The organism is Streptomyces corynorhini, assembly GCF_003346515.1.
Classification (GTDB): domain Bacteria; phylum Actinomycetota; class Actinomycetes; order Streptomycetales; family Streptomycetaceae; genus Streptomyces; species Streptomyces corynorhini.
In genome coordinates, this window is the sequence record NZ_QQNA01000153.1 from 16,611 (window position 1) to 43,206 (window position 26,596).

General features: G+C 73.0%; 21 protein-coding genes, 1 tRNA gene and 1 riboswitch. Of the genes, 15 read left to right on the forward strand and 7 right to left on the reverse strand.

Translation table 11 applies throughout. The features are described 5' to 3' along the window. Positions 1-177: 177 nt before the first annotated feature. From DVH02_RS19485 to rdgB, 3 genes are all read left to right on the forward strand, one after another. Positions 178-528, forward strand: a complete 351-nt coding sequence (locus tag DVH02_RS19485) for a PTS glucose/sucrose transporter subunit IIB (RefSeq protein WP_325051384.1) — start codon at positions 178-180, stop codon at positions 526-528. A 112-nt stretch (positions 529-640) separates the two neighbouring features. Further along, a complete protein-coding gene (gene rph, locus DVH02_RS19490) occupies positions 641-1,372 on the forward strand; it encodes a ribonuclease PH (RefSeq protein ID WP_114625108.1) in 732 nt (243 codons plus the stop codon). 103 nt (positions 1,373-1,475) lie between these two features. Then, on the forward strand, positions 1,476-2,078 hold the full coding sequence (gene rdgB / locus DVH02_RS19495; RefSeq protein ID WP_114625109.1) for an RdgB/HAM1 family non-canonical purine NTP pyrophosphatase: 603 nt from the start codon (positions 1,476-1,478) through the stop codon (positions 2,076-2,078). Positions 2,079-2,141: 63 nt separating this feature from the next. On the opposite strand, the gene DVH02_RS19500 is transcribed toward rdgB, so the two are convergent. From DVH02_RS19500 to bcp, 4 genes are all read right to left on the reverse strand, one after another. After that, positions 2,142-2,224: transfer RNA gene (locus DVH02_RS19500), tRNA-Leu, on the reverse strand. A gap of 14 nt (positions 2,225-2,238) precedes the next feature. Continuing rightward, positions 2,239-3,273 (reverse strand): HNH endonuclease signature motif containing protein, encoded by a 1,035-nt coding sequence (locus tag DVH02_RS19505; RefSeq protein ID WP_114625110.1) that lies wholly within the window; start codon positions 3,271-3,273, stop codon positions 2,239-2,241. A gap of 155 nt (positions 3,274-3,428) precedes the next feature. Then, positions 3,429-4,925: a glycine betaine/L-proline transporter ProP gene (gene proP / locus DVH02_RS19510; protein WP_114625111.1), complete on the reverse strand. Its 1,497-nt coding sequence runs from the start codon at positions 4,923-4,925 to the stop codon at positions 3,429-3,431. A gap of 121 nt (positions 4,926-5,046) precedes the next feature. Continuing rightward, positions 5,047-5,514 carry a thioredoxin-dependent thiol peroxidase gene (gene bcp, locus DVH02_RS19515; RefSeq protein ID WP_114625112.1) on the reverse strand — a complete coding sequence of 156 codons (468 nt, stop codon included), beginning with the start codon at positions 5,512-5,514 and terminating at the stop codon, positions 5,047-5,049. Positions 5,515-5,721: 207 nt separating this feature from the next. Here bcp and DVH02_RS19520 point away from each other — a divergent pair, with 207 nt between their 5' ends. From DVH02_RS19520 to DVH02_RS19530, 3 genes are all read left to right on the forward strand, one after another. Further along, positions 5,722-6,042 carry a DUF3618 domain-containing protein gene (locus tag DVH02_RS19520; RefSeq protein ID WP_114625113.1) on the forward strand — a complete coding sequence of 107 codons (321 nt, stop codon included), beginning with the start codon at positions 5,722-5,724 and terminating at the stop codon, positions 6,040-6,042. A gap of 135 nt (positions 6,043-6,177) precedes the next feature. Then, the gene (locus DVH02_RS19525) at positions 6,178-6,480 is read left to right on the forward strand and encodes a GroES family chaperonin (RefSeq protein ID WP_051746386.1); all 303 of its coding nucleotides are present in this window, start codon (positions 6,178-6,180) and stop codon (positions 6,478-6,480) included. Positions 6,481-6,556: 76 nt separating this feature from the next. After that, positions 6,557-6,624, forward strand: a riboswitch (guanidine-III (ykkC-III) riboswitch). 37 nt (positions 6,625-6,661) lie between these two features. Further along, entirely contained in the window at positions 6,662-6,982 is a 321-nt protein-coding gene (locus DVH02_RS19530; protein ID WP_114625114.1) for a DMT family transporter, read from the forward strand. Between the two features lie 124 nt (positions 6,983-7,106). Here DVH02_RS19530 and DVH02_RS19535 read toward each other — a convergent pair whose 3' ends face one another. Further along, positions 7,107-9,569, reverse strand: coding sequence for a transglycosylase domain-containing protein (locus DVH02_RS19535; protein WP_114625115.1), 2,463 nt, complete (start codon positions 9,567-9,569; stop codon positions 7,107-7,109). Between the two features lie 250 nt (positions 9,570-9,819). On the opposite strand from DVH02_RS19535, the gene DVH02_RS19540 reads away from it, so the two are divergent. From DVH02_RS19540 to DVH02_RS19565, 6 genes are all read left to right on the forward strand, one after another. Further along, a complete protein-coding gene (locus DVH02_RS19540; RefSeq protein ID WP_114625116.1) occupies positions 9,820-10,623 on the forward strand; it encodes an ABC transporter permease in 804 nt (267 codons plus the stop codon). A 70-nt stretch (positions 10,624-10,693) separates the two neighbouring features. Then, entirely contained in the window at positions 10,694-11,524 is an 831-nt protein-coding gene (locus DVH02_RS19545; protein ID WP_233518330.1) for an ABC transporter permease, read from the forward strand. Between the two features lie 204 nt (positions 11,525-11,728). Next, positions 11,729-12,685, forward strand: a complete 957-nt coding sequence (locus DVH02_RS19550) for an ABC transporter ATP-binding protein (protein WP_114625127.1) — start codon at positions 11,729-11,731, stop codon at positions 12,683-12,685. A gap of 31 nt (positions 12,686-12,716) precedes the next feature. Next, positions 12,717-13,397 carry a DUF1707 SHOCT-like domain-containing protein gene (locus tag DVH02_RS19555; RefSeq protein ID WP_114625117.1) on the forward strand — a complete coding sequence of 227 codons (681 nt, stop codon included), beginning with the start codon at positions 12,717-12,719 and terminating at the stop codon, positions 13,395-13,397. A 4-nt stretch (positions 13,398-13,401) separates the two neighbouring features. Continuing rightward, positions 13,402-14,709 (forward strand): AAA family ATPase, encoded by a 1,308-nt coding sequence (locus DVH02_RS19560; RefSeq protein WP_233518329.1) that lies wholly within the window; start codon positions 13,402-13,404, stop codon positions 14,707-14,709. A gap of 45 nt (positions 14,710-14,754) precedes the next feature. After that, entirely contained in the window at positions 14,755-16,368 is a 1,614-nt protein-coding gene (locus DVH02_RS19565) for a VWA domain-containing protein (RefSeq protein WP_114625118.1), read from the forward strand. Positions 16,369-16,454: 86 nt separating this feature from the next. On the opposite strand, the gene DVH02_RS19570 is transcribed toward DVH02_RS19565, so the two are convergent. Next, positions 16,455-17,825 carry an SGNH/GDSL hydrolase family protein gene (locus DVH02_RS19570; protein ID WP_114625119.1) on the reverse strand — a complete coding sequence of 457 codons (1,371 nt, stop codon included), beginning with the start codon at positions 17,823-17,825 and terminating at the stop codon, positions 16,455-16,457. A 195-nt stretch (positions 17,826-18,020) separates the two neighbouring features. Between DVH02_RS19570 and DVH02_RS19575 the strand changes: the two genes are divergently transcribed. Further along, positions 18,021-19,466, forward strand: coding sequence for a DUF445 domain-containing protein (locus DVH02_RS19575; RefSeq protein WP_114625129.1), 1,446 nt, complete (start codon positions 18,021-18,023; stop codon positions 19,464-19,466). Positions 19,467-19,719: 253 nt separating this feature from the next. Here the strand turns inward: DVH02_RS19575 and DVH02_RS19580 are convergent, their stop codons facing one another. Beyond that, positions 19,720-20,391, reverse strand: coding sequence for an ABC transporter ATP-binding protein (locus DVH02_RS19580; RefSeq protein WP_114625120.1), 672 nt, complete (start codon positions 20,389-20,391; stop codon positions 19,720-19,722). 332 nt (positions 20,392-20,723) lie between these two features. Between DVH02_RS19580 and DVH02_RS19585 the strand changes: the two genes are divergently transcribed. Together DVH02_RS19585 and DVH02_RS19595 are read left to right on the forward strand one after the other, a co-directional pair. Then, the gene (locus tag DVH02_RS19585; protein ID WP_114625121.1) at positions 20,724-24,416 is read left to right on the forward strand and encodes an FtsX-like permease family protein; all 3,693 of its coding nucleotides are present in this window, start codon (positions 20,724-20,726) and stop codon (positions 24,414-24,416) included. A gap of 1 nt (position 24,417) precedes the next feature. Further along, a partial coding sequence (locus tag DVH02_RS19595; protein ID WP_158575911.1) for an ABC transporter permease family protein occupies positions 24,418-26,596 on the forward strand: 2,179 nt, incomplete at its 3' end.

Sequence of the window (26,596 nt, forward strand, 5' to 3'; positions counted from 1 at the left end):
CCTGCCGGGTCCGGCCCGGCCGGTCCGCCCCGTCCGCCCCGTGCGTCCCGCCGGTTCTGGCTGCGGAGTTGCCGCGCTGTCGGCGCTCATCGTGGATCTCCCGCTGGTGTAGACCAGTTGCGATACGCTCCATCCTTCGGTACGGGGTGACGGGCCGCCCGCGAAGATGCTCCAACCGTGCGTTACCGTGACGAAGCGGACTGGAGTCGCATCGGAGTCGCGCCAGAGTCGCACCGGAGTCGCGCCGGGCAGCCGGAGCAGAGCGCAGAGCGTCAGAGAGCCAGGGAGAAAGACATGGCCAGCAAGGCTGAGAAGATCGTCGCCGGACTCGGCGGGATCGACAACATCGAAGAGATCGAGGGCTGCATCACCCGCCTCCGCACCGAGGTCGTCAACCCCGATCTCGTCGACGAGGCCGCGCTGAAGGCCGCAGGGGCCCATGGCGTCGTCAGGATGGGCACCGCGATCCAGGTCGTCATCGGCACCGACGCGGACCCGATCGCCGCCGACATCGAAGACATGATGTGACCGGCCGCCGATAGCGCCGACAGCGGGGGCCGGGCGACCGGCCGCCGGGGGAAGGGCCTGATCCCGCCTACCGGAACAGGCCCCTCTCCAAGGTCCCGATAGGCTCACGGTCATGTCACGAATCGACGGCCGCACCCCCGAACAGCTCCGTCCCGTCACCATCGAACGCGGATGGAGCAAGCACGCCGAGGGCTCCGTCCTCATCTCCTTCGGTGACACCAGAGTCTTCTGCACCGCCTCGGTCACCGAGGGCGTCCCGCGCTGGCGCAAGGGCAGCGGCGAAGGCTGGGTCACCGCCGAATACTCGATGCTGCCCCGCTCGACCAACACCCGCGGCGACCGTGAGTCGGTCCGCGGCAAGATCGGCGGCCGCACCCACGAGATCAGCCGCCTCATCGGCCGCTCCCTGCGCGCGGTCATCGACTACAAGGCGCTCGGCGAGAACACCGTCGTCCTCGACTGCGACGTCCTCCAGGCCGACGGCGGCACCCGTACGGCGGCCATCACCGGCGCGTACGTCGCCCTCGCCGACGCCGTCGCCTGGGCCCAGGGCAAAAAGATCGTCAAGGCCGGCCGCCGCCCGCTGACCGGCACGGTCGCCGCGGTGAGCGTCGGCATCGTGGACGGCGCGCCGCTCCTCGACCTCTGTTACGAGGAGGACGTCCGCGCCGACACCGACATGAACGTCGTCTGTACCGGTGACGGCCGCTTCGTCGAGGTCCAGGGCACGGCGGAGGCCGAGCCCTTCGACCGCAAGGAACTGAACGCGCTGCTCGACCTCGCCACGGCGGGCTGTGTCGACCTGGCGACCCTCCAGCGCACGGCGCTGGAACAGACCCTCTGAGCCGGGTACGGGCGTACGGCGTGGTCGTACGCCCGTACGCCCGTACGCGGGCCGGGTCGGGCCGGGTCGGACCGGCCGGGGCGCGCGTCCGATACTGAACGGCATGACCCGCCTGATCCTCGCCACCCGCAACGCCGGGAAGCTCATCGAACTCAAGGCCATCCTCGCGGACGCCGGCCTGCCCCACGAACTCGTCGGGGCGGACTCCTACCCCGACATCCCCGACGTCAAGGAAACGGGCGTCACCTTCGCCGAGAACGCCCTGCTCAAGGCGCACGCCCTGGCCGAGGCGACCGGCCTGCCCGCCGTCGCCGACGACTCCGGCCTCTGCGTGGACGTCCTCGGCGGCGCCCCCGGCATCTTCTCCGCCCGCTGGTCGGGCACGCACGGCGACGACCGCGCCAACCTGGACCTCCTGTTGGCCCAGCTCGCCGACATCGCCCCGCCCCACCGCGCCGCCCACTTCGCCTGCGCGGCGGCCCTGGCCCTCCCCGACGGCACCCACCGCGTCGTCGAAGGCCGCCTCGAAGGCACCCTGCGCACCACCCCCGCCGGCACGGGCGGCTTCGGCTACGACCCGATCCTCCAGCCGGACGGCGAGACCCGCACCTGCGCGGAGCTGTCGGCGGCGGAGAAGAACGCGATCAGCCACCGCGGCAAGGCGTTCCGGGCCCTGGCCCCGGTGGTGGCGGAACTGCTGGGCTGACACGCCGGGCCGAGCAGACGCCGATGGCCCCGTCCGATCCCGGACGGGGCCATCGACTCGCGGTGCGGCCGGTGGGATTCGAACCCACACGAGCGAAGCTCACCCGGACCTAAACCGGCGCGCGTCTGCCATTCCGCCACGGCCGCCTGCTGCTCCCATGCTATCGGGGAGGGCCGTCCCCCGGGGGAGCGGGACTGTCCCCGGTCCTGGACCTCTCCCCGCGGTTGCGGCACCAGGTGTCCGTGAGGGCGTGACAGTTCGGACAGAGATAGCGCAGGTTCTCGGCCCGGTTGTCGAGCCGGTCGCCGCTGATGTGGTCGATCTGGAGTGTGATCGGCCGGCCCAGCCATTCGCCGGTGTTCCCGCACGACGCGCAGCGGTACGGGACGCCGATCTCCTGGAGGGCACGGTGGAGCCGGGACCGGTTGGTGCGCGGGGAGCCCTCAGGCAGGACGACGAGCGTGTCCCCGGCGACCGGCTTCGGGGTGCGTGGCCGCACGGAACCCCAGGTCCGCCGCTTGAAGTGGCCGGTGTCGAGGCCGAGTTCGGCCACCTTGCGGCGCACCCGGCGGTGATTGGTGTCGTTCACGGTGAGTCCGAGGGTCCGTATGACGTCCGCGTAACCGGAGGCGGCGGGTATCGCCCCGCGCAGGGCGGTCTCCGGGATCGCCACGCGTGCGTTGCGGAAATGGGCGGTGTCGACACCCCGCTCCCTGAGCATCCGACCGAGCGCCGCGCGCGAGCGCCCGTCGTCGGGTACGCCGAGCACCCGGGCCACCCCGCGCACGCTGTGCGCGCGGGCGGCGGCCGCGGCCAGCTCGGCGGTGCTGAACGGCAGCCCGGTCCGTACGCGGTTCATCCCCGGAAAGTGGCTGACGTCGATCGCGGCCGCCTCGATTCGGCGGGCGATGTGCGACAGCGTGCCGGTGGCGGGCGCGGCGCCCAGCCTCACGGCGACCTCGCGCAGGGTCGTGGAGGTCGCGACAGCGGCGGCGATGATCTCGTCCGGATACTTCCGCCACGGGCCGGGTCGCTTGAAATGGGAGGTGTCGAGGCCGAGTTCGGCCGCTCTCCGCTGGAGCGCGCGTCTGCGGCCACCGCTCGCGCGCAGCCCGAGCCGCCGCATCAGATCGGCCCAGCTCTCCGCCGCCGCGACCGCGTCGGCCAGCCGGTCCCCGTCGTACGGCTCGGACATGCTCTCCCCCTCGGCCCGGCCACGCGTTCGTGGCGTCGCACTGGATAACGAGCCGGATTCCGGACCGTCACGTCCGAAAAGCGGAACGCCCCGCACCGGTTGGGGACTTGGCGCGGGGCGGTCAGTGGTGCGGGGCGTTCCGGGGCGGGGGCGGGTCAGAACTTCGGGTCCGGGGTCTGGGCGTGGACCAGTTCCGCCGCCTCCGCGTCCGTCTCCACCGACGGCGGCGAGCCCGCCAGCGGCTTTCGCGCCGTCTCCTTCATGCACGCCACCGCGATCACCCCCACCAGCGCCGCCGCCATCGCGTAGTACGCGGGCATCAGGTTGTTGCCCGTGAGGCTGATGAGGCCGGTGATGACGAACGGGGTCGTGCCGCCGAAGAGGGAGGCCGAGAAGTTGTACCCGACGGACAGCGAGCCGTAGCGCACCTCGGTCGGGAAGAGGGCGGGAAGGGCCGCCGACATGGTGCCGAGGAGGCAGACCAGGGACAGGCCCAGCATCGCCATGCCGATGACGATCGCGGGCACGCTGCCCTGCTTGATCAGCAGGAACGCGGGCAGCGAGAGGAAGAAGAAGCCCAGCATCCCCGCCATCAGCAGCGGCTTCCGGCCGAAGCGGTCGCTGAGCTTGCCCACCTGGCTGATGACCAGCATCAGCGCCGCCATCACCCCCAGCAGGATCAGCAGGCCGTGGGTCTCGCCGTAGTGCAGCTCGTTGGTGAGGTACGTCGGCATGTAGGACAGCAGCATGTAGTCGGTGATGTTGTACGCGCCGACCAGCGCCACGCACAGGATCAGCGACGGCCAGTACTGCCGGAAGATCTTGCCCAGGTCGCCCGCCGTGGTGGTCTCCACCGCGTCCGCCGCGTCGGAGGCGTGTACGTTGCCCGCCTCCAGCTTCTGGAAGGCCGGTGTCTCGTCGAGACGCAGCCGCAGGTAGAGGCCGACCAGACCGAGCGGTCCCGCGACCAGGAAGGGGATCCGCCAGCCCCAGGACTCCATGGTGTCGCTGCCCAGCAGCGCCGTCAGCGCGGTGACCAGACCGGCCGCGCCCACGTACCCCGCCAGGGTGCCGAACTCCAGGAAGCTGCCGAAGAAGCCCCGGCGCTTGTCGGGGGCGTACTCGGCGATGAACGTCGACGCGCCGCCGTACTCCCCGCCCGTGGAGAAGCCCTGGACCAGCCGGAAGAAGACCAGCAGGACCGGGGCCCACAGGCCGATCGTCGCGTGCGAGGGGATCAGGCCGATCGCGAAGGTGCCGATCGCCATCAGGATCATCGTCAGCGCGAGGACCTTCTTGCGGCCCAGCCTGTCACCCATCGGGCCGAAGAACATTCCCCCGAGCGGCCGTACGAGGAAGGCCACGGCGAAGGTCGCGAAGGAGCTGAGCAGCTCGAAGGTCGGGTTCCCTGACGGAAAGAACACCCGCCCGATGGTGACGGCCAGATAGCTGTAGATCCCGAAGTCGAACCACTCCATGGCGTTACCCAGAGAGGCCGCCTTGACGGCGCGCTTGACCGCCGCGTCGTCGGTGACGGTGATGTCCGACCGCCGTAGCTTGGGGTTCTTCCGCTGCCTGATCGCCCGGAAGAGGGCGGGGTGACGCTTGACCGCGGCGGGGTCGGCCACCTCTTCGTGCTCCTGGCCGGCCATGGGTCGGTCCTTTCCTCGGGGTGAGAAACTCCAAGGAGACCTTCTGCACAATCGTGGCGGATGCAAACCGAGGCCCCACGGAAGTGGGACCTCGGTCACAGCGCGGGGTGTCCCGGGCCCGTCAGATACCCAGATCCTTGATGATCTTCGCTACGTGTCCGGTCGCGCGCACGTTGTAGAGGGCCTGCTCGATGCGGCCCTGCTCGTCCACGACGAACGTGGAGCGGATGACGCCGGTCACGATCTTGCCGTACATTTTCTTCTCGCCGAAGGCGCCGTACGCCTCCAGCACGGCCTTGGACGGGTCACCGACCAGCGTGACCTCCAGGTTCTCCTGCTCGCGGAACTTCGCCAGCTTCTCCGGCTTGTCCGGCGACACGCCGATGACGTCGTAGCCCGCGCCGGCCAGCAGCTCCAGGTTGTCGGTGAAGTCGCACGCCTGCTTGGTGCAGCCGGGGGTGAGGGCGGCGGGGTAGAAGTACACGATCACCTTGCGGCCCTTGTGGTCCGCGAGCGAGACGTCCTTGCCGTCCGCGTCGGGCAGGGTGAAGGCGGGGGCGGTGTCGCCGGGCTGGAGGCGCTCGCTCATGGTTCTCCTCGGTCGGGGCGGCGCCCCGGCGCGGGGACTGGTCCCGGCGGGGCGCGATCGCTGTGCGTGACGGGCTTCCCCGGGGGTAGCCGCCTGTACGCCGCCGAGCGTAATCGGGGGTGCCGCCGGGTGCGGCGGCGGTGGAGCTGACAGACTGTCGAAGAAGACTCAAGAAGGACTACCGGACAAGACCACGGAGGCAGCGCGGTGTCGGAATCCAGGACCCCGGCGCAGATCGAGGCGGACATCGTCCGCCGGCGCGGACAGCTTGCCGAGACGCTCGACGAGATCGGCGTGCGGGTGCACCCCAAGACGATCGTCGGCGACGCGAAGGCCAAGGTGGTCTCCACGGTGGACCAGACGGCGGGGCGGGCCTTCGTCAAGGTGAACAGGACGATCGCGGGCGTGCGCGCCTCGTTCGTCGGCGCCGACGGCGGGCCCCGGCTGGAGCGGCTGGTCCCGGTGGCGCTGGTCACCGTCGGCGTCGTCGGACTGCTGGTGGTGTCGACCCGTCGGCGCCGCGCCTGAGCCCGCCGCGCCGCGTCCCGCCCGGGTCGGCCGGGCCCGGCGTGACCCCTATGGCGTACCGCGCCACGACGGCCAGGTAGGTTCTGGGGCGTGAGCGAGAAACCCCACAGTCAGCACGACAAGCTGCCCATCCGGATGCTCCATGACCGGGTGCTGGTCAGGACGGACATCCCGGAGGGCGAGCGGCGTTCCTCCGGCGGCATTCTGATTCCGGCGACGGCCGAGGTCGGCAGGCGGCTGGCCTGGGCCGAGGTGGTGGCCGTGGGGCAGAACGTACGGACGGTCACGCCCGGGGACCGGGTGCTGTACGACCCGGAGGACCGCGCCGAGGTCGAGGTGCGCGGGGTGGCGTACGTGCTGATGCGGGAGCGGGATCTGCACGCCGTGGCGGCGGACCGGTTCGAGGGCTCCGAGGACTCGACCGGGCTGTATCTCTGAATCTGCGACGTAGCGCGTTTCTTCCATGAGGGCCTGGTGACCACGCTCACCAGGCCCTCTCGCGTGTGCGGGGCGTCCTTTTTGCTACGGTGGCGGGACCCCGACGAGACGCGCCGTACCGGGTCAACGGAAAGACGACGCACCTGTTGTTTCCGCGTTTTTCTCGCCGGGAGGTGCCGTCATGGCATGGGTTCTGCTGATTGTCGCCGGTCTGCTGGAGGTCGGCTGGTCGATCGGGATGAAGTTCACCGAGGGGTTCACCCGGCTGTGGCCGAGCGTGTTCACGGGCGCCGGGATCGTGGTGAGCATGCTGCTGCTGGCGCAGGCGGCGAAGACCCTGCCGATCGGTACGGCCTACGGCGTGTGGGTCGGCATCGGCGCGGCCGGTGCCGCGGTGGTCGGCATGGTGGCGCTGGGGGAGCCGGCGACCGCCGCCCGGATCTTCTTCGTCTCGCTGCTGCTGGTGGCGGTGGTGGGGCTGAAGATCACCTCGGGCCACTGAACCGGGCGGCCGGCTGGCCGGTCGGCCGTTGTGTTCGGTTCGGTCGTCGGGCCGATCGGTTGCTGAGCCCGCCGGTCACTGAGCCCGCCGGTCACTGAGCCCGCCGGTCACCGAGCCCGCCGGCCTAGGGCAGCACCAGGTCCGGCGGGGCGCCGGCTCCGGCCGTCGCGCCGGTGTCCGCGCCGCCGGACGCCGCGCCACCGCCGCCTCCGCCGTCCGCGGCCGAGCCCGCCGTGTCGGCGCCCGCCGTCGCCGTTCCCGTACCGCCGTCGGCGCCCGCGCCGCCGTCCGTGCCCGTGCCGCCGTCGGTCTGGCCCTGCGTCCGGCCGCCGTCGGCGGCGGTGCCGCCCGTCTGGCCCTGAGTCGTGTCGGCGCTCTGGCCGCCGCCGGTGGCCGTGCCGGTCGTGCCCTGGGTGGGGCCGTCGCTCTGGCCCTGCGTCTGGCCCTGAGGGGTCGACGGGCTCGTGGACGTGCCGGGCCGGTCGGGCCTGCCGGACTCTCCCGTGTCCGGGGACGCCACCACGTCCGCGCCCTCCTGCAACTGGAGGTCGAAGTCCTGGGCCTCGCTGCCCCGCAGCGCGGCGGCCGTGTACGCGCCCCAGATCTGCGCGGGGGCGCCGCCGCCGTTCACGCGCTGCTGGCCGAGGGCTCCGTACAGCGGCTTCTGCGCGGCGGTCTTGGGATCGGCGCCCATCACGGCGACGACCGTGGCCAGGTCGGGGGTGTAACCGGCGAACCAGGCCGCCTTGTCGTCCTCCGCCGTGCCGGTCTTGCCCGCGGCGGGGCGGCCCGCGGCCTGCGCGGCGGTGCCGGTGCCGCCGTCCACCACGCTGCGCAGCATGGAGGTGGTGGTGTCGGCGGCCTCGCGGCTGATGACCTGCTTGCCGGAGCGCGCGGGCAGCGCCACCTTCGTACCGTTCTTGGTGACCTTGCCGACCAGGGTGTAGGTGCCGTGCGCGCCGTGGTTGGCGAGGGTGGCGTACGCCTCCGCCATGTCCAGGACGCTCGCGGTGGCCGGACCGAGCGCGATGGAGGGGGAGGCGGTGAGGTCGGGGGTGTGGGGCGGCAGGCCCAGGGCGACGGCGGTCTTCCGGACGGCGGAGGGGCCGACGTCCTCGGCCATCTGCGCGTAGACGGCGTTGACGGACTTGTCGGTGGCGGTCCTGACGGTGATGGGGCCGTAGTCGACGTCGTCCTCGTTGGAGGGGGCGTAGCCGGTGGGTCCGTCGGGGCCGTCGACCATGTGCTGGTTGTCGCCGTCGTAGAGGGTGTTGGGGGTGATCGTCCGGCCGTCCTGGGTCTCGGAGCCGTTCTGGACGGCGGAGGCGAAGACGAACGGCTTGAAGGTGGAGCCGACCTGGTAGTCGCGGCGGGTGGCGTTGTTGACGTACTGCTTCGTGTAGTCGATCCCGCCGTACATCGCGACGACCTTCCCCGACTCGGGGTCGATGGAGGCGCCGCCGACCCGTACGTTCCGGTCGGCCGCGCGCTCCTCGCTGAGCTGGGAGGTGACCTTGTCCTTGACAGCCTTGACGAACGCGTCCTGCTTCTTGCGTTCGAGGGTGGTGGTGATGCGGTAGCCGCCCGTGGCCAGGGTGTTCTCGTCGATGATCCGGTGGCTGGTGAGGTAGTCCTTGACGGCCTGGACGAGGTATCCGCGCTGGCCGGACAGTCCGGTGGAGGAGGTCCTCACCTCGCCGGGCCGGGGGAAGGTGGTGGCGGCGCGGGTGGAGGCGCTGAGCCAGTTCTCCTTCACCATGCCGTCGAGCACGTAGTTCCAGCGGGCGAGGGCGGCCGGCTTGTTCTCGGGGTGGACGACGACGTCGAATTCGCTGGGCGCGTTGAGCAGGGAGGCCAGATAGGCGCCCTGCGCCGTGTTGATGTCCTCGATGTCCTTGCCGTAGTACGCCTGGGCCGCCGCCTGGATGCCGTACGCGTTGCGCCCGAAGTAGCTGGTGTTCAGATAGCCCTGGAGGATCTGCTCCTTGGACGCCTCGCGGTTGAGCTTGATCGCGATGAAGAACTCCTTGGCCTTGCGGACGACGGTCTGCTCCTGGCCGAGGTAGTAGTTCTTGACGTACTGCTGGGTGATCGTCGAGCCGCCCTGGGTGCCCTTGCCGCTGACGGTGTTCCAGGCGGCGCGGGCCATGCCCTGCGGGTCGACGGCGGGCTCGCTGTAGAAGCCGCGGTCCTCGGCGGCGAGCACGGCCCGCTGCACGGTCTCGGGCACCTGGGACAGCGAGACGTTCTCGCGGTTGACCTCGCCGTCGCGGGCGATCTGGGTGCCGTCCGCGTACAGGTAGACGTTGGACTGGGCGGTGGCGGCGGCGTTGGCGGCCGGGATGGGCACCATCTTGTACCCGAGGACGAAGCCGCCGACGAGGACGAGCGCGCCGAGCACGAAGGCGCCGAGCAGCATCCGCCAGGTCGGGAAGAGCCTGCGCCAGCCGGTGCGCCTGCGCTTGCGGGCCAGCCGCTTGGCCTTCCTGGCGCTCACACCGTCGCCTGCGGGCGCCGGGTCGCCCGGGGCGCCCTGGGCCGAGGGGTCCCGTGGGGCCCAGCCCTGCTGCTGTGGCTCGTCACTCATGTGTGTGAAGACTCCTCGGCCGCCACCGGCGGTTCACTGTCCGGCATAACGGTGTCGTATCAGGTGATTCGCGGCACGGCCGCGAGAAACGCTGCGCACTCCCATGAAACACGGCCGGGGACACGTCACGCGGTCGGCCGGATATCGGGTCGCGGTGACCGGCCCCCGTGGACTACGGTCGGGCGTTTGTGCCTGGTCCGGCTGATATCCGGGCGACAGGCGATCGGCGACCAGTGGGCAGGGGGCGGAAGTGGGACGGCTGTACGCGGTCGTGGCCGCGGGCGGATTCCGACGGTACGCGACCTACCGGGTGGCGACCGTCGCGGGGGTGTTCACCAACTGTGTCTTCGGCTTCATCGTGGCGTACGCCTATACGGCGCTCTGGGACGCGAGACCGCGGCTCGGCGGGTACGACCTCCCGCAGGCCGTGACGTACGTGTGGCTGGGCCAGGCGCTGTTGGCCGCCTGCGCGACCATGGGCGGCGGATTCGAGGACGAGCTGATCGAACGGATCCGTACGGGCGACATCGCCGTCGACCTCTACCGGCCCGCCGATCTGCAGCTGTGGTGGCTGGCGGGGGATCTGGGCCGGGCGGCGTTCCAGCTGCTGGGGCGCGGGATCGTACCGATGGCGGTCGGCGCGTTCGCCTTCGATCTGGCGCTGCCGGGTGACGCGCTGACCTGGCTGGCGTTCCTGTGCGCGGTGCTGCTCGGGCTGGTGGTCAGTTTCGCCCTCCGGTTCCTGATCGCGCTGTCCGCGTTCTGGCTGCTGGACGGCGCGGGGATGGCGCAGATGGGGATGCTGGCGGCGATGTTCTTCTCCGGGATGCTGCTGCCGCTGAACGTCTTCCCCGGAGCGCTGGGGGAGCTGGCGCGGGCGCTGCCCTGGTCCGCGCTGCTCCAGGTCCCCGCGGACATCTTCCTGGGGCGGCGCACCGGGTGGGATCTGGTGGGTGCCTTCGGGTTCCAGGCGGCCTGGGCGCTGGCGCTGCTCATGGCGGGCCGCGCGCTGCAGTCCGTCGCGACGAGGAGGGTGGTGGTCCAGGGTGGCTGAGGACGTGGCGGTCGCCGCGCCTGCCGAGGCGGCGCCGGGGGCCGGGGGGCGGTCCGGCGCGGAGCCGTGGATCCCGGAGCTGTCGCGCGGGGCGGTCCTGTGGAACGGGCTGCGGGCGTACGGACTGATCGTCGCGATGTGGACGCGGTCCACGATGGCGTACCGGGCGTCCTTCGCGATGATGGCGTTCGGTAATTTCGCGGCGACCGCCTTCGACTTCGTGGCGATTCTGATGATGTTCTCCCACATCGAGTCCCTCGGCGGTTTCTCGCTGTCCGAGGTGGCGTTCCTGTACGGCACCGCGGGCACCGCCTTCGGCCTCGCCGAGCTGGTCCTCGGATCGATGAACCGGCTGGGCGGGCGCGTGCGCGACGGCACGCTGGACACGCTGCTGGTGCGGCCCGTGCCCGTACTGGCGCAGGTCGCGGCCGACAAGTTCGCCCTGCGCAGGCTCGGCCGGGTCCTGCAGGGGCTGCTGGTGCTGGGCTACGGGCTGGCGACGCTGGACCTCGACTGGACGGTCGCGCGGGTGCTGCTGCTGCCGACGATGATCGTCAGCGGCGCGGCGATCTTCTGCGCGGTGTTCGTGGTGGGCGGCGCGTTCCAGTTCTGGGCGCAGGACGCCTCCGAGGTGCAGAACGCCTTCACGTACGGCGGGAACACCCTGCTCCAGTATCCGCCGTCGGTCTTCGGCCGGGAGCTGGTGCGCGGGGTGACGTTCGTGGTGCCGCTGGCCTTCGCCAACTGGATCCCGGCGCTGTACATCATGGGCCGCGAGGTCCCGCTCGGGCTGCCGCAGGAGGTCGCGTTCCTGCCTCCGGTGGTGGCGGCCGTGTGCTGTGCGCTGGCGGGGCTGGTGTGGCGGACGGGGCTGCGGGCGTACCGCAGTACGGGGAGTTGACGGGCCGGTGGCGGTGGATCGATTTCGGTGGGCCGACGTCGACGTCGAAGTCGACGTCGAAGTCGGCGTGGATGTGGGTGCGGGTGCGGGTGTCGGTACAGGTATCGCGGTCAGGATCGGGAGGAACGGGTGAGGGCGGTTACGGACAGCGCGAGTGGCACGGACGGCGCGGCCGGTGAAGGCGGTACGGGTGTCGAGGACTTCATCGAGCTGGACGGCGTGGAGAAGGTCTTCGACGTCCGCCGCAAAGTGGGCTTCCTGCGCCGCGAGAGACATCAGGTGCGCGCCGTCGACAGCATCTCCTTCCGGGTGCCGCGCGGCGAGATGGTCGGCTACATCGGCCCGAACGGCGCGGGCAAGTCCACCACCATCAAGATGCTCACCGGCATCCTGACCCCGAGCGCCGGCCGACTGCGGGTCGCGGGGGTCGACCCGTCCAGGGAACGTACGCGGCTCGCGCAGCGCATCGGGGTGGTCTTCGGCCAGCGCACCACGCTCTGGTGGGACCTGCCGCTGATCGACTCGTACCGGCTGATGCACCGGATGTACCGCGTCCCGGACGCGCGGTTCCGGGAGAACCTGGACCGCTGCGTCGAACTCCTCGACCTGGGCGAGCTGTTGGACGTCCCGGTGCGGCAGCTCTCGCTCGGCCAGCGGATGCGCGGCGACATCGCGGCGGCGCTGCTGCACGATCCCGAGGTGCTGTACCTCGACGAGCCGACGATCGGGCTCGACGTGATCTCCAAGGCGAAGGTCAGGGGCTTCCTGCGGGACCTGAACGCCGAGCGCGGTACGACGGTGCTGCTCACGACCCACGACCTCACCGACATCGAACAGCTCTGCCGACGGGTCATGGTCATCGATCACGGACGGCTGCTCTACGACGGCGCTCTGACCGGGCTGCACGAGGTGGGGGAGAGCGAACGGACGCTCGTCGTCGATCTGGAGCGGGAGGTTCCGCCGATCGAACTGCCCGGCACCCGCGCCCGTACGGTACGGACGCAGGGCCCGAGGCAGTGGCTGGCGTTTCCGGCGACGGAGTCGGCGGCGCCGCTGGTGGCCCGGATCGCGGCGGAGTATCCGCTCGTGGACCTGTCGGTGCGGGAGCCGGACATCGAGGCCGTGATCGCCAAGATGTACGCCGATCGATCAGCTGTGTGACGTGGACCGCACGGGTGACTACGCTGATGCCATGACGAGTGAGCCGCCCGAATCCCGCCCTGACACGCGCGCCTCCGACGCCGAGCGGGAACAGATCGCGGAACGGCTGCGGGAGGCCGTCGCCGAGGGCCGGCTCGACATGGAGGAGTTCGAGGAGCGCCTCGACACCGCGTACAAGGCCCGTACGCACGGCGAGTTGGTGCCGCTCGTACGGGACCTGCCCGCGCCGGGCACCGCGACGGATGTGGCGCTCGCCGCGCGGCCGGGCGCCGCACCCGGCGTCTGGGACGACCGCATCGGCCGGGGCCCGGCCACGTCCAAGGGCGCGTTCGCGTTCTGGGGCGGCTTCGGGCGCAAGGGCAGGTGGACGGTGGGCCGCAGTTTCACGGCGGCCGTCTTCCAGGCGGGCGGCGAGATCGACCTGCGTGAGGCGCGCTTCGCGGAGCGCGACGTGGTGATCCGCTGCTTCGCGATCATGGGCGGCGTCCATGTGACCGTACCGCCGGACATGGACGTCGAGGTCAGGGGCTTCGGGCTGATGGGCGGCTTCGGGGAGGAGGGCCGCGAGGAGGCGGTCGTCGCCCCGGGCTCACCCCGGGTGGTCATCACCGGGTTCGCGTTGATGGGCGGGGTCGGGGTCGAGCGCAAGGTGACGAAGGCGGAGCGGGAGCGGCGGCGCCTGGAGAAGAAGCGCCGCAAGGAGCTGGGCTGAGACGATGGTCGACGTGGACGCACAGGACTTACACGAGGCACACGCCAAGCAGGACGCACACGGCGCGCAGGACGCCCACAGCGCACAGGATGCGCGGGACGCACACGGCACGCCGGAAGCGCCGGAAGCGCAGGACACGGCCAAGAGGCTGCGGGCGATCAGCGACGAGGTGTCGGACCGTTTCTACGAGCGGGCCGACGTGGTGCGGACCCTGTTGGTGACGCTGCTGGCCGGGCAGCACTCGCTGGTGCTCGGCCCGCCCGGAACGGCGAAGTCCGAGCTGGCCCGGGAACTCACGGGCAGGATCGAGGGGGCGGCCTACTGGGAGATCCTCCTGTCCAAGTTCACCGCGCCGACCAGGATGTTCGGCCCCATCGACGTCGCCGCGCTGGCCCGCGGTGAGTACCGTCAGGTCTACGACGGCCGCGCCACGACCGCGCATGTCGCGTTCATCGACGAGATATTCAAGTGCTCCACGGCGGCGCTCAACGAGACGCTGGGCTACCTCAACGAGCGGATCTACCACCCCGAGAGCGGCGGCGAGCCTATCCGCTGCCCCCTGATCGGCGCCATCACGGCGAGCAACGAACTGCCCAGCGGCGAGGACACGGCCGCGATCTACGACCGGCTGCTGGTACGGATCGAGGTCGGGTACCTGGCGGACCCCTCGAACTTCGCCGCGCTGGTCCGCTCCGCCGTCAGCCGCCTGGCTCCACCGGCCCGCACCACCATCGAACTGGCCGCGTTGCGGCACGCCGTGACCGAAGCCGTCCCGGCCGTGGACGTCCCCGACGCCATCGTGGACGCGGTGTGTACGCTGCGGGCCGCCCTGCGCCGCAAGGAACTCGTCGCCTCCGACCGCCGCTGGCGGCAGGCGGTGGGCCTGCTCCAGGCATCCGCGTACCTCGACGGCCGCCCGGCGGTCGCCGAGACCGACCTGTCGGTGCTGACGCATGTGCTGTGGAACTCCCCCGCCGAGCGCCCGGCCGTCGAGCGCGAGGTGCTGCAACTGGTCAACCCCGACGCCAAGGAGGCGCTCGACCTGGCCGACGCCATCGAGGAGCTGGAGGCTCAGCTCGACGCCATGGCCGGGCAGTCCCGCGAGGCGCTGAGCGAGTGGGTCATCAAGAAGGCCCACAACAAGCTCGCCATGGCGGGCAAGCGGCTGGAGAAGCTGCGCGAGGAGGCGGCGGCCGCCGGCCGCTCCACCGCCGCCATCGACCGGGTCACCGGCCGCCAGCGCGCCGTCCGCGCCCGTGTCCTCACCGAGGCCCTCGGCATGGACGCGAGTATGGTGCAGGCCCAGCTCTGAACACCGGGGGACCGCACCGGGAGACCACATCGGGAGACCAAGGCCATGGGCGAGACACCGAGCACGCTCAACGAACTGGCCGGCCGGGCCGGGACATGGCTGGGCCTGCCCGCCACCGTCCCCGAGCGGCACACCGCGGCCGTGGTCGCCGACCGGTTCGAACGGATCACCTGGCGCGACACCTACGAGCAGTCGGCCGGCCTGCGCGAGCTGGCCGAGGAGCTGAACGAGCGCTACGACTGCGCCACCGACCTCCTCACCGACGCGTTCCTGGCCGCCTACAAGGTCGGCCCGCGATTGCGTGAGCGCGCGGAGATGGACCCCGCCCGGCTGCTCAACCACCAGATCGTCACCTCGCTGATGGAGTCGGCGGACTTTGCCGAGCTGCGCCGGGAGACGGCCGGCGACCCCTACGCCGCCGCCATGGCCGTACTCGCCCAGGCCGCCGCGCTGCGCCGGATGCTGGAGCGCTCCGGGGAGGCCCGGGAAGAGGCCGAGCGGGCGAAGAAGGCCCAGCGGGACGCCGAAGGCGCGGCGACCGCCGTGGGCGAGGCGCTCCAGCAGGCCGCCGACGAGGCCGACGAGAACGGCACCGTGCCCGACCCGGCCGCCGACGCCGTACACAAGGCCATCGAGGCCGCCGAGGCCGCCGCGCGGCAGGCCACCCGGGCCGCCGCGCAGGCCCTCGCGGTGGCGTCGGCCCCCGGTATCGGCGCCGACGCGCGGAACGCGGCGGCGAAGGCCGCCGAGGGCGCCCGACAGGAGGCCGCGCTGATGCGGGCCTGGGGCGTCGCTCCCGGTGAGCTGGAGCGGATGCCGTTCGAGCGGCGCGCCCGGCTCGCCGAACGGCTGCGCACCAGCCGTCTCGCACAGTGGGCCGAACTGATCGGCCGTTTCCGGCAGATGGCCAGCGGCGAGCGCGCCCGCAAGGTGGAGAACGCCACCGGGGAACTGGTCGGCGTCACACTCGGCGACGACCTCTCCCGCCTCATCCCCTCCGAGCTGGCCAACCTCGGCCTGCCCGAACTGCGCGCGGTGTTCGCCGCGCGCTACGCCGCCGGGGAGCTGATGCTCTACGACAGCCAGGGGGAGCAATCCACCGGCCGGGGCGCCATCATCGCGTGCGTGGACACCTCGCACTCCATGTACGTGACGGGGCCCGGCGGAGTCACCCGGGAGGCGTGGGCCAAGGCGTGCGCCCTGGCGCTGCTGGACCAGGCCCGCCACGCCGAGCGTGACTTCGTCGGCATCCTGTTCTCCGCCGCCGACAAGATCCAGGTCTTCCGCTTCCCGGCCGACCGGCCCGCGGACATCGCCCGGGTGCTCGACTTCGCGGAGACCTTCCTCGGCGGCGGCACCAGCTACCAGACGCCGCTGTCAGCGGCCGGCGAACTGCTGAAGGAAGAATTCGACGACGCCGCCCGCGCGCGCGGCGACATCGTGATGATCACCGACGACGAGTGCGGCGTCACCGAGGAATGGATGCGCGGCTGGAACGACGCCAAGCACCTGCTGGGCTTCCGCGTCTTCGGCGTGGCCATCGACGCGCCGCGCGCCGCCGAGGCCGACTCGGTCCTGGACGTCCTGTGCGACAACCTCCGCTCCATCGAGGACCTCACCGACGTTCACGCCGCCGCCGACCTCTTCCGCGTGATCTGACGCGAGCGGCGACGTGATCTGACGCCGGCGTCCGCGTGATCTCACGCCGGCGGCGGCGTGATCCGACGGGAGCGGCGGCCGGTGGTTCACAGCCGTGCCGGTGCCTTCTCCTCCAGGGACAGCGACCGCGGGCCGAGGTGGCGCCCCATGGCCCGGTAGCCCGCGTCGTTCGGGTGCAGGTGATCGCCCGAGTCGTACGCCGGCCTGAGCCGGTGCGGCGCGTACGGGTCACGGATCGCGCGGTCGAAGTCCACCACGTCGTCGAAGACCCGCCCCGCGCGGATCTCCGCGTTGACCCGCTCCCGCACGGACTCGGTGACCGGGGTGTACGTCGGGTATCCGCCGAACGGCGTCAGCGTCGATCCCACGACCCGCAGCCCGCGCGCGTGCGCCTGCCGCGTCAGGTTCCTGAGCCCGGCGGTGATCCTGGCCGGGTCGGTCTCGCCGCGCAGGATGTCGTTGATGCCGAGGTCGACGACGACGGCCCGCACGTCGGTCTGGTCGAGGACGTCGCGCGGGAAGCGCGAGACCCCGCTCGCGCCCCTGCCCATCTCCGGGGAGCCCAGCAGGACGCGGTTGCCGCCGATGCCCGCGTTGAGCACGCCGATGTGCCGCTCGCGCAGCCGGCCGGCCAGCACGTCGGGCCAGCGCCCGTTCGCGCCGTCGCGCGAACCGACCCCGTCGGTGATCGAGTCCCCGAAGGCCACCACCGCCCCGGGCGCGCGGACGTTGCGGACGTCGACGGCGGTGAGATAGCGCCACACCTTGGCGGGCTCGGTGTACGCGGCGCCGCCGAGGTCCTCCGTACGGTCGCCGAGGGCGAGGTACGACGTCTGGACGGCGTGCCGGTGGTACGTGACGGGCTCGCCGGGCGCCGGGGTGTAGAGCGTCACCAGCAGATCACCGGCGTACGGCACGGCCAGCGGCACCGGGTCGCTGACGATCCGGCCGCCCGGTGGGACGGTCACGGAACCGCGCTGCCCGAACAGCACCCGCCGCATGCTCCCGGGCGCCGCCTCGGCGCCGCTCCCGCCGCTCCCGCCGCCGCCCCGGCCCACCGCGACCGAGGCGTGTCCTATGAGCAGCGGAGTGGGGCTGTAGAGGTTCGAGAGGGTGACCCGGACGCTGGTGCCGCCGATGCTGGTGTGCACGACGTTACGTATGGTGCGCCCCGGGAAGCCGTTCGGCGCCCCCGGCTCGGCCCCGCCGGGGGCGGCGGCCCAGGTGCCGGTCCAGTTGTCGGCGGACGCGGGCGCGGCGGTGCCCACGGGGGTACGGGCCTGCGCGCCGCCGCCGTCGGCCCGGCCGCTTCCCGTATCCGTACCCGCACCCGTACCCGTACCCGCACTCGTGTCGGTGCCCGCCCACGCGCCGAATCCGGCGAAGATGGCGCCGCAGACCAGCACCACCACCCCCATGAGTGCTCCGAGCAGGCCGAATCCGCGATATCTGGTCATGGGCACCGGTTCCCCCTCACCTCTGTACAGAAGACATCATCCGGCATGGCGCGGGAACTCGACGAGCGCCCCGGGAGTACGACAGTCGGACAGACCGGGCAGGGACAATGGGTACGGATGGGATGCGGCGTGTGGCGCGTACGCACGCGGGCGCACGCGGACGGGCGGAACGAGGCGGAACGAACGGTGAAGCGGATGGAACGTACGGATCCGGACAGAGCGGCCGGGGGCGCGAGCGCAGGCACGGCGAGCGCGGGCACGGCGAGCGCGGGCACGGCGAGCGCGGGCACGGCGAGCGCGGACACGGCGGCCGGGGGCGCGGCGGCCGGGGGCGCCGTCGGCGGAGCCGCCGGGAAATCCGGCGCGCGCGGCCTGGGGTCCTTCTCGTACACGGCCGCCGACGAGGAGAAGTTCCGCGGCGTCCGCCGGATGAAGACCACCGCCACCGGGCTCCTCGTCCTGGTCGCCGTGGTCTACACCCTCGCCACCTGGGCGAAGAACTCCGGCGCGGGCGGCTGGGCCGGCTATGTCGCGGCGGCGGCCGAGGCGGGGATGGTCGGCGCGCTGGCCGACTGGTTCGCGGTGACGGCGCTGTTCCGCCGCCCACTGGGCCTGCCCATTCCGCACACCGCGATCATCGCGAACAAGAAGGACCAGCTCGGCGCCTCTCTGGGCACGTTCGTCGGGGAGAACTTCCTCTCGGCCGCCGTCGTACGCGACCGGCTGCGCGGCCTCGCTATCGGCCGCAGGCTCGGTACGTGGCTCGCGGCGCCCGACCACGCCGACCGCGTCACCGCCGAACTCGCCACCGCGCTGCGCGGCGCGCTGACCGTGCTGCGCGACTCCGACGTCCAGGCGGTGGTCGGCGAGGCGATCACCCGCCGCGCCGACGCGGTGGAGATCGCCCCCGGCCTCGGCAAGACCCTCGACAAGGTCGTCTCCGACGGCGCCCACCACCGCGCCGTCGACCTGATCTGCGCCCGCGCGCACGACTGGCTGGTGGAACACGGCGACTCGGTCATGGACGCGGTCCAGGGCGGCGCCCCCGGCTGGACGCCGCGCTTCGTCGACCGGCGCATCGGCGACCGCGTCTACAAGGAGCTGCTGCGCTTCATCACCGAGATGCGCGACATGCCCGCCCACCCCGCGCGCGGCGCCATCGACCGCTTCCTGCGCGACTTCGCCGCCGACCTCCAGTCGGACACGGACACCCGCGCCCGGGTGGAGCGGCTGAAGTCGGAGCTGCTGGCCCGGCCCGAGGTGCAGGACATCATCGCCTCGGCCTGGTCCTCGGTACGCGCCATGATCATGTCGGCGGCCGAGGACGACCGCAGCGAACTGCGGCTGCGGGCCCGCGCCTCGCTGCTGTCGCTCGGGTCGCGACTGGCCACGGACGAGCGGCTGCAGGGGAAGCTGGACGGCTGGATCGAGGAGGCGGCGGCGTATGTCGTCTCCACGTACCGGGGTGAGATCACCTCGCTGATCTCGGACACGGTGGCGGGCTGGGACGCGGACGACACCTCGAAGAAGATCGAGGCACACATCGGCCGTGACCTGCAGTTCATCCGGATCAACGGCACGGTGGTCGGCGCGCTGGCGGGGCTGCTGATCTATACGGTCTCGCACGCGCTGGGCGGCTGAGGGATCCGGCCGCGCGGAAGGCCGTCGGCCGTGCGAAAGATGCTGGGCGCGTGACGCGGACCCTGTCGTCCGTTCACGCGCCCAGCCACCATGGGGGAGTTGCTCTTGAATACGGAGGGCGTGCCGGGGGCGTTCAACGGCCGCGAAGTTTATTTTCGCGGGACGGTTTTCGCGGCCCGACTTCCGGCACCCGCGCGCCGCGGCTCGATTTTCGCCGCCACGCGCCGCGGGCCGAAGGACGGCGGGAGGCCGCTCAGTCCTCGGCGACGATCCGGCCGTCGTTCAGCTCCACCACCCGGTCCGCCAGATCGAGCAGCTGCGGATCGTGCGTGGCGACGAGGGCGGTCACGCCCTCGCTCCGTACCACCGTACGCAGCAGCTCCATCACCATCAGGCCCGTACGCGCGTCCAGTTGCGCGGTCGGCTCGTCGGCGATCAGCAGGGCCGGTCGGTTGGCGAGGGCGCGGGCGAGGGCGACACGCTGCTGCTGGCCGCCGGAGAGTTCGCCGGGGCGCTGCGCCGCGTGTTCGGTGAGGCCGACGAGGGCCAGCAGCAGCGCCACGCGCTCGTCGCGCTCGCGCGGATCCGCTCCGCGCAGCCGCAGCGGCACCCCCACGTTCTCGGCCGCGGTGAGGATGGGGATCAGGCCGAAGGACTGGAAGACGAACCCGACACGGTCGCGGCGCAGCTCCAGGAGACCGTTCTCGCCGAGTTCCGACAGGTCGGCGCCGTCGACCACGATCCGGCCCCGGTCCGGCGCGTCCAGGCCGCCGACCAGATTGAGCAGGGTGGTCTTCCCGGCGCCCGAGCGTCCTTTGAGCGCGACCAGTTCACCGCGCGCGATGTCGAGGGAGGTGCCGCGCAGCGCGTGGACGGCGGTGGGGCCGGTGCCGTACGAACGGTGCAGGTCCTCGGCACGGACCATCGGTTCCGCGGTGACCGGGCGCGTAGTGGCTCGGTCCGTGGTGGCTCGGTCCGTGCCCGCTCGGTGTGGGCCGGCTCGGTGTGGGCCGGCTCGGTCCGTGCCGGCTCGGTATGTGCTGGTGTGTTCCGTCATGGGCGCGTTCCCCGTGCGTCGTCCCCTGTGGTGGTCTGCCCGGCCACAGTATGCGCGGGTCCGGTGTGGTGGGAAGCCATCGCGGGAGCGGCCCGACGGTAGGCAAAAGGATCGTTTTGTGTTTGGCTGGGCGGGGCCTACGAGGGAGAAGTCAGGAGCCGTTTCGGCCGAACGGCGAGTGGGGTTGTCGGGGGACGCGTGTGACCGGGTTCGTCTTTCTGCGCGCTGCGGGGCATCGGCTGCTGCTGGCCGCCGCACTGCTCGCGGTCGCCCTGACCACCTGCGTCATCGCCTCCCTCACCGCGTTCTCGGTCTCTGTGGGCGACACCGCGCTGCGTGAGACGCTGCGCGGCCGGGACACCGCCTCCGCCGTCCTCGTGGTGAGCGCGGACGTTCCGGCGGAACGGCGGGACGCGGCGGAGAAGGCGGTCGCCCGGGGCGCGCGGGAGACGTTCGACGGGCTGCCCGTGACCGTCCGGAAGCTGGAGCGCTCGGGACCGTACGCACTGCCCGGCTCGCTCCGGGCGGGGCGTACGGGCGACGCCTCGTCCCAGGGTGCCTCGTCCCAAGGTGCCGCGTCGGAAGGCGGCTCGTCGCAGGGCACTTCGTCGCAGGGCACTTCGTCGCAGGGCACTTCGTCGAAGGGCACGCGGAAGCCGGATCTGACCCACTTCGCCGCTCTGGACCGCTCCCGGATCACTCTGGTGGCGGGGGAGTTGCCGGGACGGGTTCCGGGACCGGTCCCGGGACGGGCGGGCGACACCGACGGCGCGTCCGACGCCGACGCCGACGGCACGTCCGCTTCCGCTTCCGCTTCCGCGCCCGTACCCGTACCCGTCGCCCTGCCCGAGGAGGCCGCCCGACGGCTGGAGTTGGCGCCCGGCGCGCGGATCACGCTCACCGACCGGCTGACCGACGACCGGCTGACCATCCGCGTCACCGGTGTCTACCGGGCCACCGACCCCACCGACCCCTACTGGCGGCTGGACGCACTCGGCGGACGCGGCGTCCGCGAACTCGACTTCACCACGTACGGCCCGCTCCTCGCGGACGCGTCCGTCCTCGTCGGCGGGCGCGTCCCCGGCTCCACCACCGGCTGGCTGGCCACCGCCGACTACCGGTCCGTCACCACCGGCCGGATCGACGCCCTGCGCACCGCGGCCACCCGGGTTCCCGAGCGGCTGCGCGAGGATCCCGCGCTCGGCGGCGGCGCGACGGTGAGCACCGCGCTGCCGTCCCTGCTGGACCGGACCGAGCGGGCGCTGCTGGTGTCGCGGTCCACCCTGGTGATCGTCGCGCTGCAACTGCTGCTCCTGGCCGGATACACACTGCTGCTGGTGGCCCGGTCGCTCGGCGCGGAACGGGCGGGCGAGACCGGCCTGTTGCGGGCGCGCGGCGCCTCGGGCGGCCGGCTCGCCGCGCTCGCCGCGACGGAGGCGCTGCTGCTGGCGCTCCCGGCGGCCCTCTGCGCCCCGCTGCTCGCCGGTCCGCTCGCCGGGCTGCTGGCGCGGCGGTCCGCGCTCGGCGGCGACGGTGCCGGTGCGGGGTCGGGGTCGGCTGCGGGTGCGGGCTCGGGTGCGGGCGCGTATGTGGGTACGGGCCTCGGCGGGATTCCGGCCTGGCCGGTGTGGGGTGTCTCCGCGGGGGTCGCGCTCTGCTGCGCGGCGCTGGTCGTCCTGCCCGCCGTGGCCGGGACGGCCGGTGCGACGGCGGCTCCGGGAGGGGCGCGCGGTCGCCTCGCGGCGCTGCCCACGCCGGTACGCGCGGGCGCGGACATCGGGCTGCTGCTCGTCGCGGTCCTGGCCTACTGGCAGTTGGACCGCCAGACGGGTACCGGTACGGGAGCGGGCGCGGCGGGCACCGGGGTCCTCGGCCGCGACCGCGAAGGCCGGCTGGGCATCGATCCGCTGCTCGCCCTGGCGCCCGCGCTGGCACTGCTCGCCGGTACGGTGCTGACGCTGCGGCTGCTGCCTCCCCTGGCGCGGCTCGCCGAGCGCGGCGCCGCGAAGAGCCGCGGCCTGCCCGGCGCGCTGGCCGCCCACCGCCTCGGCCGCCGCTCGCTGCGCGGCGCCGGGCCCGTACTGCTGCTGGTGCTCGCCGTGGCGACAGGGCTGCTGGCCCTCGGCCAGAGCGCGTCGTGGGACCGGTCCCAGCACGACCAGGCGGACTTCGCCACGGGCGCTTCGGTACGGGTCGTGGACGGCAGGCCCGCCGATCCGGGCCAGGCCGGTTTCTACGCCGCGCTGCCTGGGGTGCGGCAGGCCGCCCCCGCCCACCGCGCGGACGCCGATCTGTCCGGCGGCGTGACGGCGACCGTACTCGCCCTGGACACGGCACACGCCGAGGAACGGATGCTGCTGCGCGACGACTTGGCCGACGCATCGGCGCAGGGGCTGATGGACGGGCTGACGGACGCCCCCGCACAGGGACCGACGAACGCCCCCGTACAGGGACCGAAGGACGCGGACCGCACCGGGATTCCGCTGCCCGACGACACCCGTCGGCTCCTCCTCGACGTACGGATCGGGGCCGAGGACGGGAGAGCGGGCGCGTCGCCGTCCGGGCTCTCGCCCGCCTTCCTGGTGGTCGTCGAGGACCGCTACGGCCTCCGCTACCGGCTCAGCGCCGGACAGGTGCCCGTCGACGGCCGGCTCCACCGGCTCGCCCTCGACCTCGACCTGACCGCGTCGGGCAGCCGCGCCGCCCCGGCCGGGCCGCTCCGCGTGACCGGGCTGAGGCTCGCCGGGGACGCCCCCGACCAGAAGTCCGAGCGGCACCGGCTGAGCGTCGAGCGGTTGCTCGTGACCCGGGCCGAGGAGGGGGTACCCGCGTCCGTGCCCGTGCCCGTACCCGTGCGTGTCCCGGACGAGACGCGGTGGCGCGGCAGCGTCGCGGTGACCCGGGGCGCGGAGGAGAGCGCGCCGGTCGACCTGGCGCCCGCCGTGTCCGCGACGGCGCCGCTGACCGTCTCGTACCCGACCGGACGGGCGTCGCAGTGGGACGGCGGGTACTTCGCCGTGCGGCTCGACCTCGCGGGCGCCGCCGTCCCGGAACGGATCGCGGCGGTCGCCACCGACGGCTTCCTGCGCGCCACCGGGGCCGGACGCGGGGACAGCGTCGATCTGACACTGGCGGGAGAACAGGTGCGGGTGACCATCGTGGAGACCGTGCGCGAACTGCCCACGGCCGGCCCGGCGGCGGCCGAGGCGGCGGACGCCGGGGCCGCCGGGGACGCGGACACACCGGACGCGGGCGCGCTGCTCGTCGATCTGCGGGCCGTCAACGCCGTCGTCGCCGACCGCGCCGACCGTACGCTCATGCCCAACGAGTGGTGGCTGAGCACCGGCCCCGGCGCCGCCGCGAAGGTCGCGGCCGCGCTGCGCGACCGCTCGGACGGCGCCGAGCCCGAGCAGGTGTTCGTACGCGACGAGACGGCGGCCGGACTGCTCGGTGACCCGCTCGGCGACGGCGCGCGCTCGGCGCTGATCGCCGTCGCGCTGGCGGCGGCCGCGCTCGCGGCCGTGGGGTTCGCGGTCGGCGCCGCCGCCTCGCTGCGCGAGCGGACCGCCGAACTCGCCGTCCTGCGCGCCCTCGGCGCCCCCCGCCGAAGCCTTGCCCGGCTGGTCGTGACCGAACAGGGCGTCCTGATCGGCATCGGCCTGACCGTCGGCACGGGGCTCGGCGTCCTGCTGACGCGCGCGCTCGTACCGCTGACTGTGCTGACCTCGTGGGCCGCCAGGCCCGTACCTCAGCTGATCGTGGAACTTCCGCTGTACCGGGCGGCCCTGCTCCTGGCGGGCGTCGCGGCGGTGCCCCTGCTCATCACGGCGGCCCTCGCGGCCCGGCGCGGCGCCCGCCTCACGGACGCGCTCCGCCACCAGGGGGAGCGCTGACATGACATCGAGCCGCCGACGGGCCGACTCCGGCAGCGAGGCCGGGGCACGCAGCGATGCGGACTCCCGCAGCGAGGCCGACTCCGGCAGCGAGACCGGGGCACGTACCGATGCGGACTCCCGTGCCGAGACCGGCTCTCGGACCGATGCGGACTCCCGGACCGAGACCGGCTCCCGGACCGAGACCGGCTCCCGGACCGAGACCGGCTCCCGTGCCGAGACCGGCTCCCGCACCAGTCGCGCCGTCGCGCCCTGGGTACGGACCCGGCTGCGCACGGCCCCCGGCGCGGCCGTCGCCTTCGGCGCGATCGTCCTGCTCACGGCCTTCCTCGCCGCCGCGTTCCCGAGGGCCGTCGACGCGTACGAGAACGAAGGGCTGCGGCGCGAGACCGCCGATGCCCGCCCCGCCGACACCGTGCTGCGGCTGACCGCTCCGCAGGCGGGCCTGGAGCTGCCGGAACCCGCCCGGGTGGCCGCGATGCGCCCCGAGGTACTCGACACCGGCGAACGGCAACTACGGGCGGCGCTGCCGGATCCGCTGCGGGTGGACCTCGCCCAGTCCTCGTACGGGGTACGGACCGGCGAGCCGATGACCGGTACGAATCGCCGGCTGCCGAGCCCCGACGGGCTCCAGCCCCGATTCACCCTCGCCACCCGGTCGGAGCTGGCCGCCCACACCACCGTACGCAGCGGACGGCTGCCGTCCGCCGACGCCCGCACGGACGCGCGGACGAAGGAGGTGGAGGCCGCCGTCACCCAGGCCACCGCCCGCGAACTACGGCTGCGCGTCGGCACCGTACTGTCGCTGAGCGACCTCACCACGCCCGACGCCCTCTCCGTACGGATCACCGGCATCGTCGAACCCCTCGCCCCGAACGGCAGCTACTGGTCCGCGGAACCGCTGCTGCGCACCCCCAGCCTGACCGTCACCGACGGCAAGCCGCCGCGCCTGTTCTGGAAGGCGGGGCTCCTGCTGGACCCCGGAGCCGCCCCCGCGTTCCTCGGCACCCACACGGACGCGGAGATGTACTGGCACTACGCGCCCGACGCCGAAACGTTCACCTCGGCGGAGGCTCCCCGGCTCGTCCAGCGCGTCGCCTCCCTTGAAGGCGGTCCCGACCTGCTGCGGATACGGGAGATCGCGGGCGGCAACGCGGTCGTGGAGACCGGCCTCGGCGCCGTCGTGGCATCCCACCTCGCGACCCGCGACACCATCGCGCACGTGGTCGTCGTCGCGGCCTTCGGGACGGGCAGCGTCGCCGCCGTCGTCCTGGCGATGGCCGGCGGGCTGATCGCCGCGGGCCGCGCCGCCGAACTCGCCCTGCTGCGCTCGCGCGGCGGCTCCCTGCCCGGCATCGCCGGTCGGCTGCTCGCGGAGACCGCCGTTGTCGCGCTGCCCGCGGCGGGGGCGGGGCTGCTGCTGGCGGTGCTCGTGGTGCGGGGCGACGCGGTGCGCCTGATGCCCGCCGTGTACGGCGCGTGCGCCGTCGCGGTGATCGCCTGTGCGGCGCTGCCGGTGCGGGCCGTTCTGCCGCTGCGCGGCGCACGCGCGCCCCGGGACCGCGACGACTTCGCCACGGCACGGCCGAGCCGCCGCCGTACCGTCGCCGAACTGACCCTGCTGCTCCTGGCCGTCGCCTCGGTCGTCACGCTGCGCCGCCGGGGGACGTCGGACTCGTCAGGCGGGGCGGGCGACCTGCTGGTGAGCGCGGCACCCGTCCTCGTGGCGCTGATCGCCGCGCTCGTCCTCGTACGGCTGTACCCGCTGCCCCTGCGCTACGCGGCGCGTCCGGTGGCCCGGCTGCGCGGGGCGGTCGGCTTCCTGGCCCTGGCACGCGCGGGCCGCTCGTCGTCGACGGCGACGGTGGCGCCGCTGCTGGCGCTGCTCATCGCGCTGACGACGGCGGCGTTCGGCGGTTCCGTACTGGCGGGCATCACGGACGCGCGGGACCGGGTGGCGCTGCTGGCGGTCGGCGCGGACGCGCGGATCGCCAGGCCGGGCGAGGCGGCGCCGCTGCCTGCCGGTGCGGAGGAGGCGGTGCGGCGGGTCACGGGCGTACGGGAGGTGGCGGCCGTACGGATCGAGGCGGCGGCGCAGCCGGAGGCGGCGGACGCGGGGGAGCCGTCGCCGCCTTCCTCGCCCCCGTCCTCGGCCCCGTCCTCGTCCTCCACCACCTCGT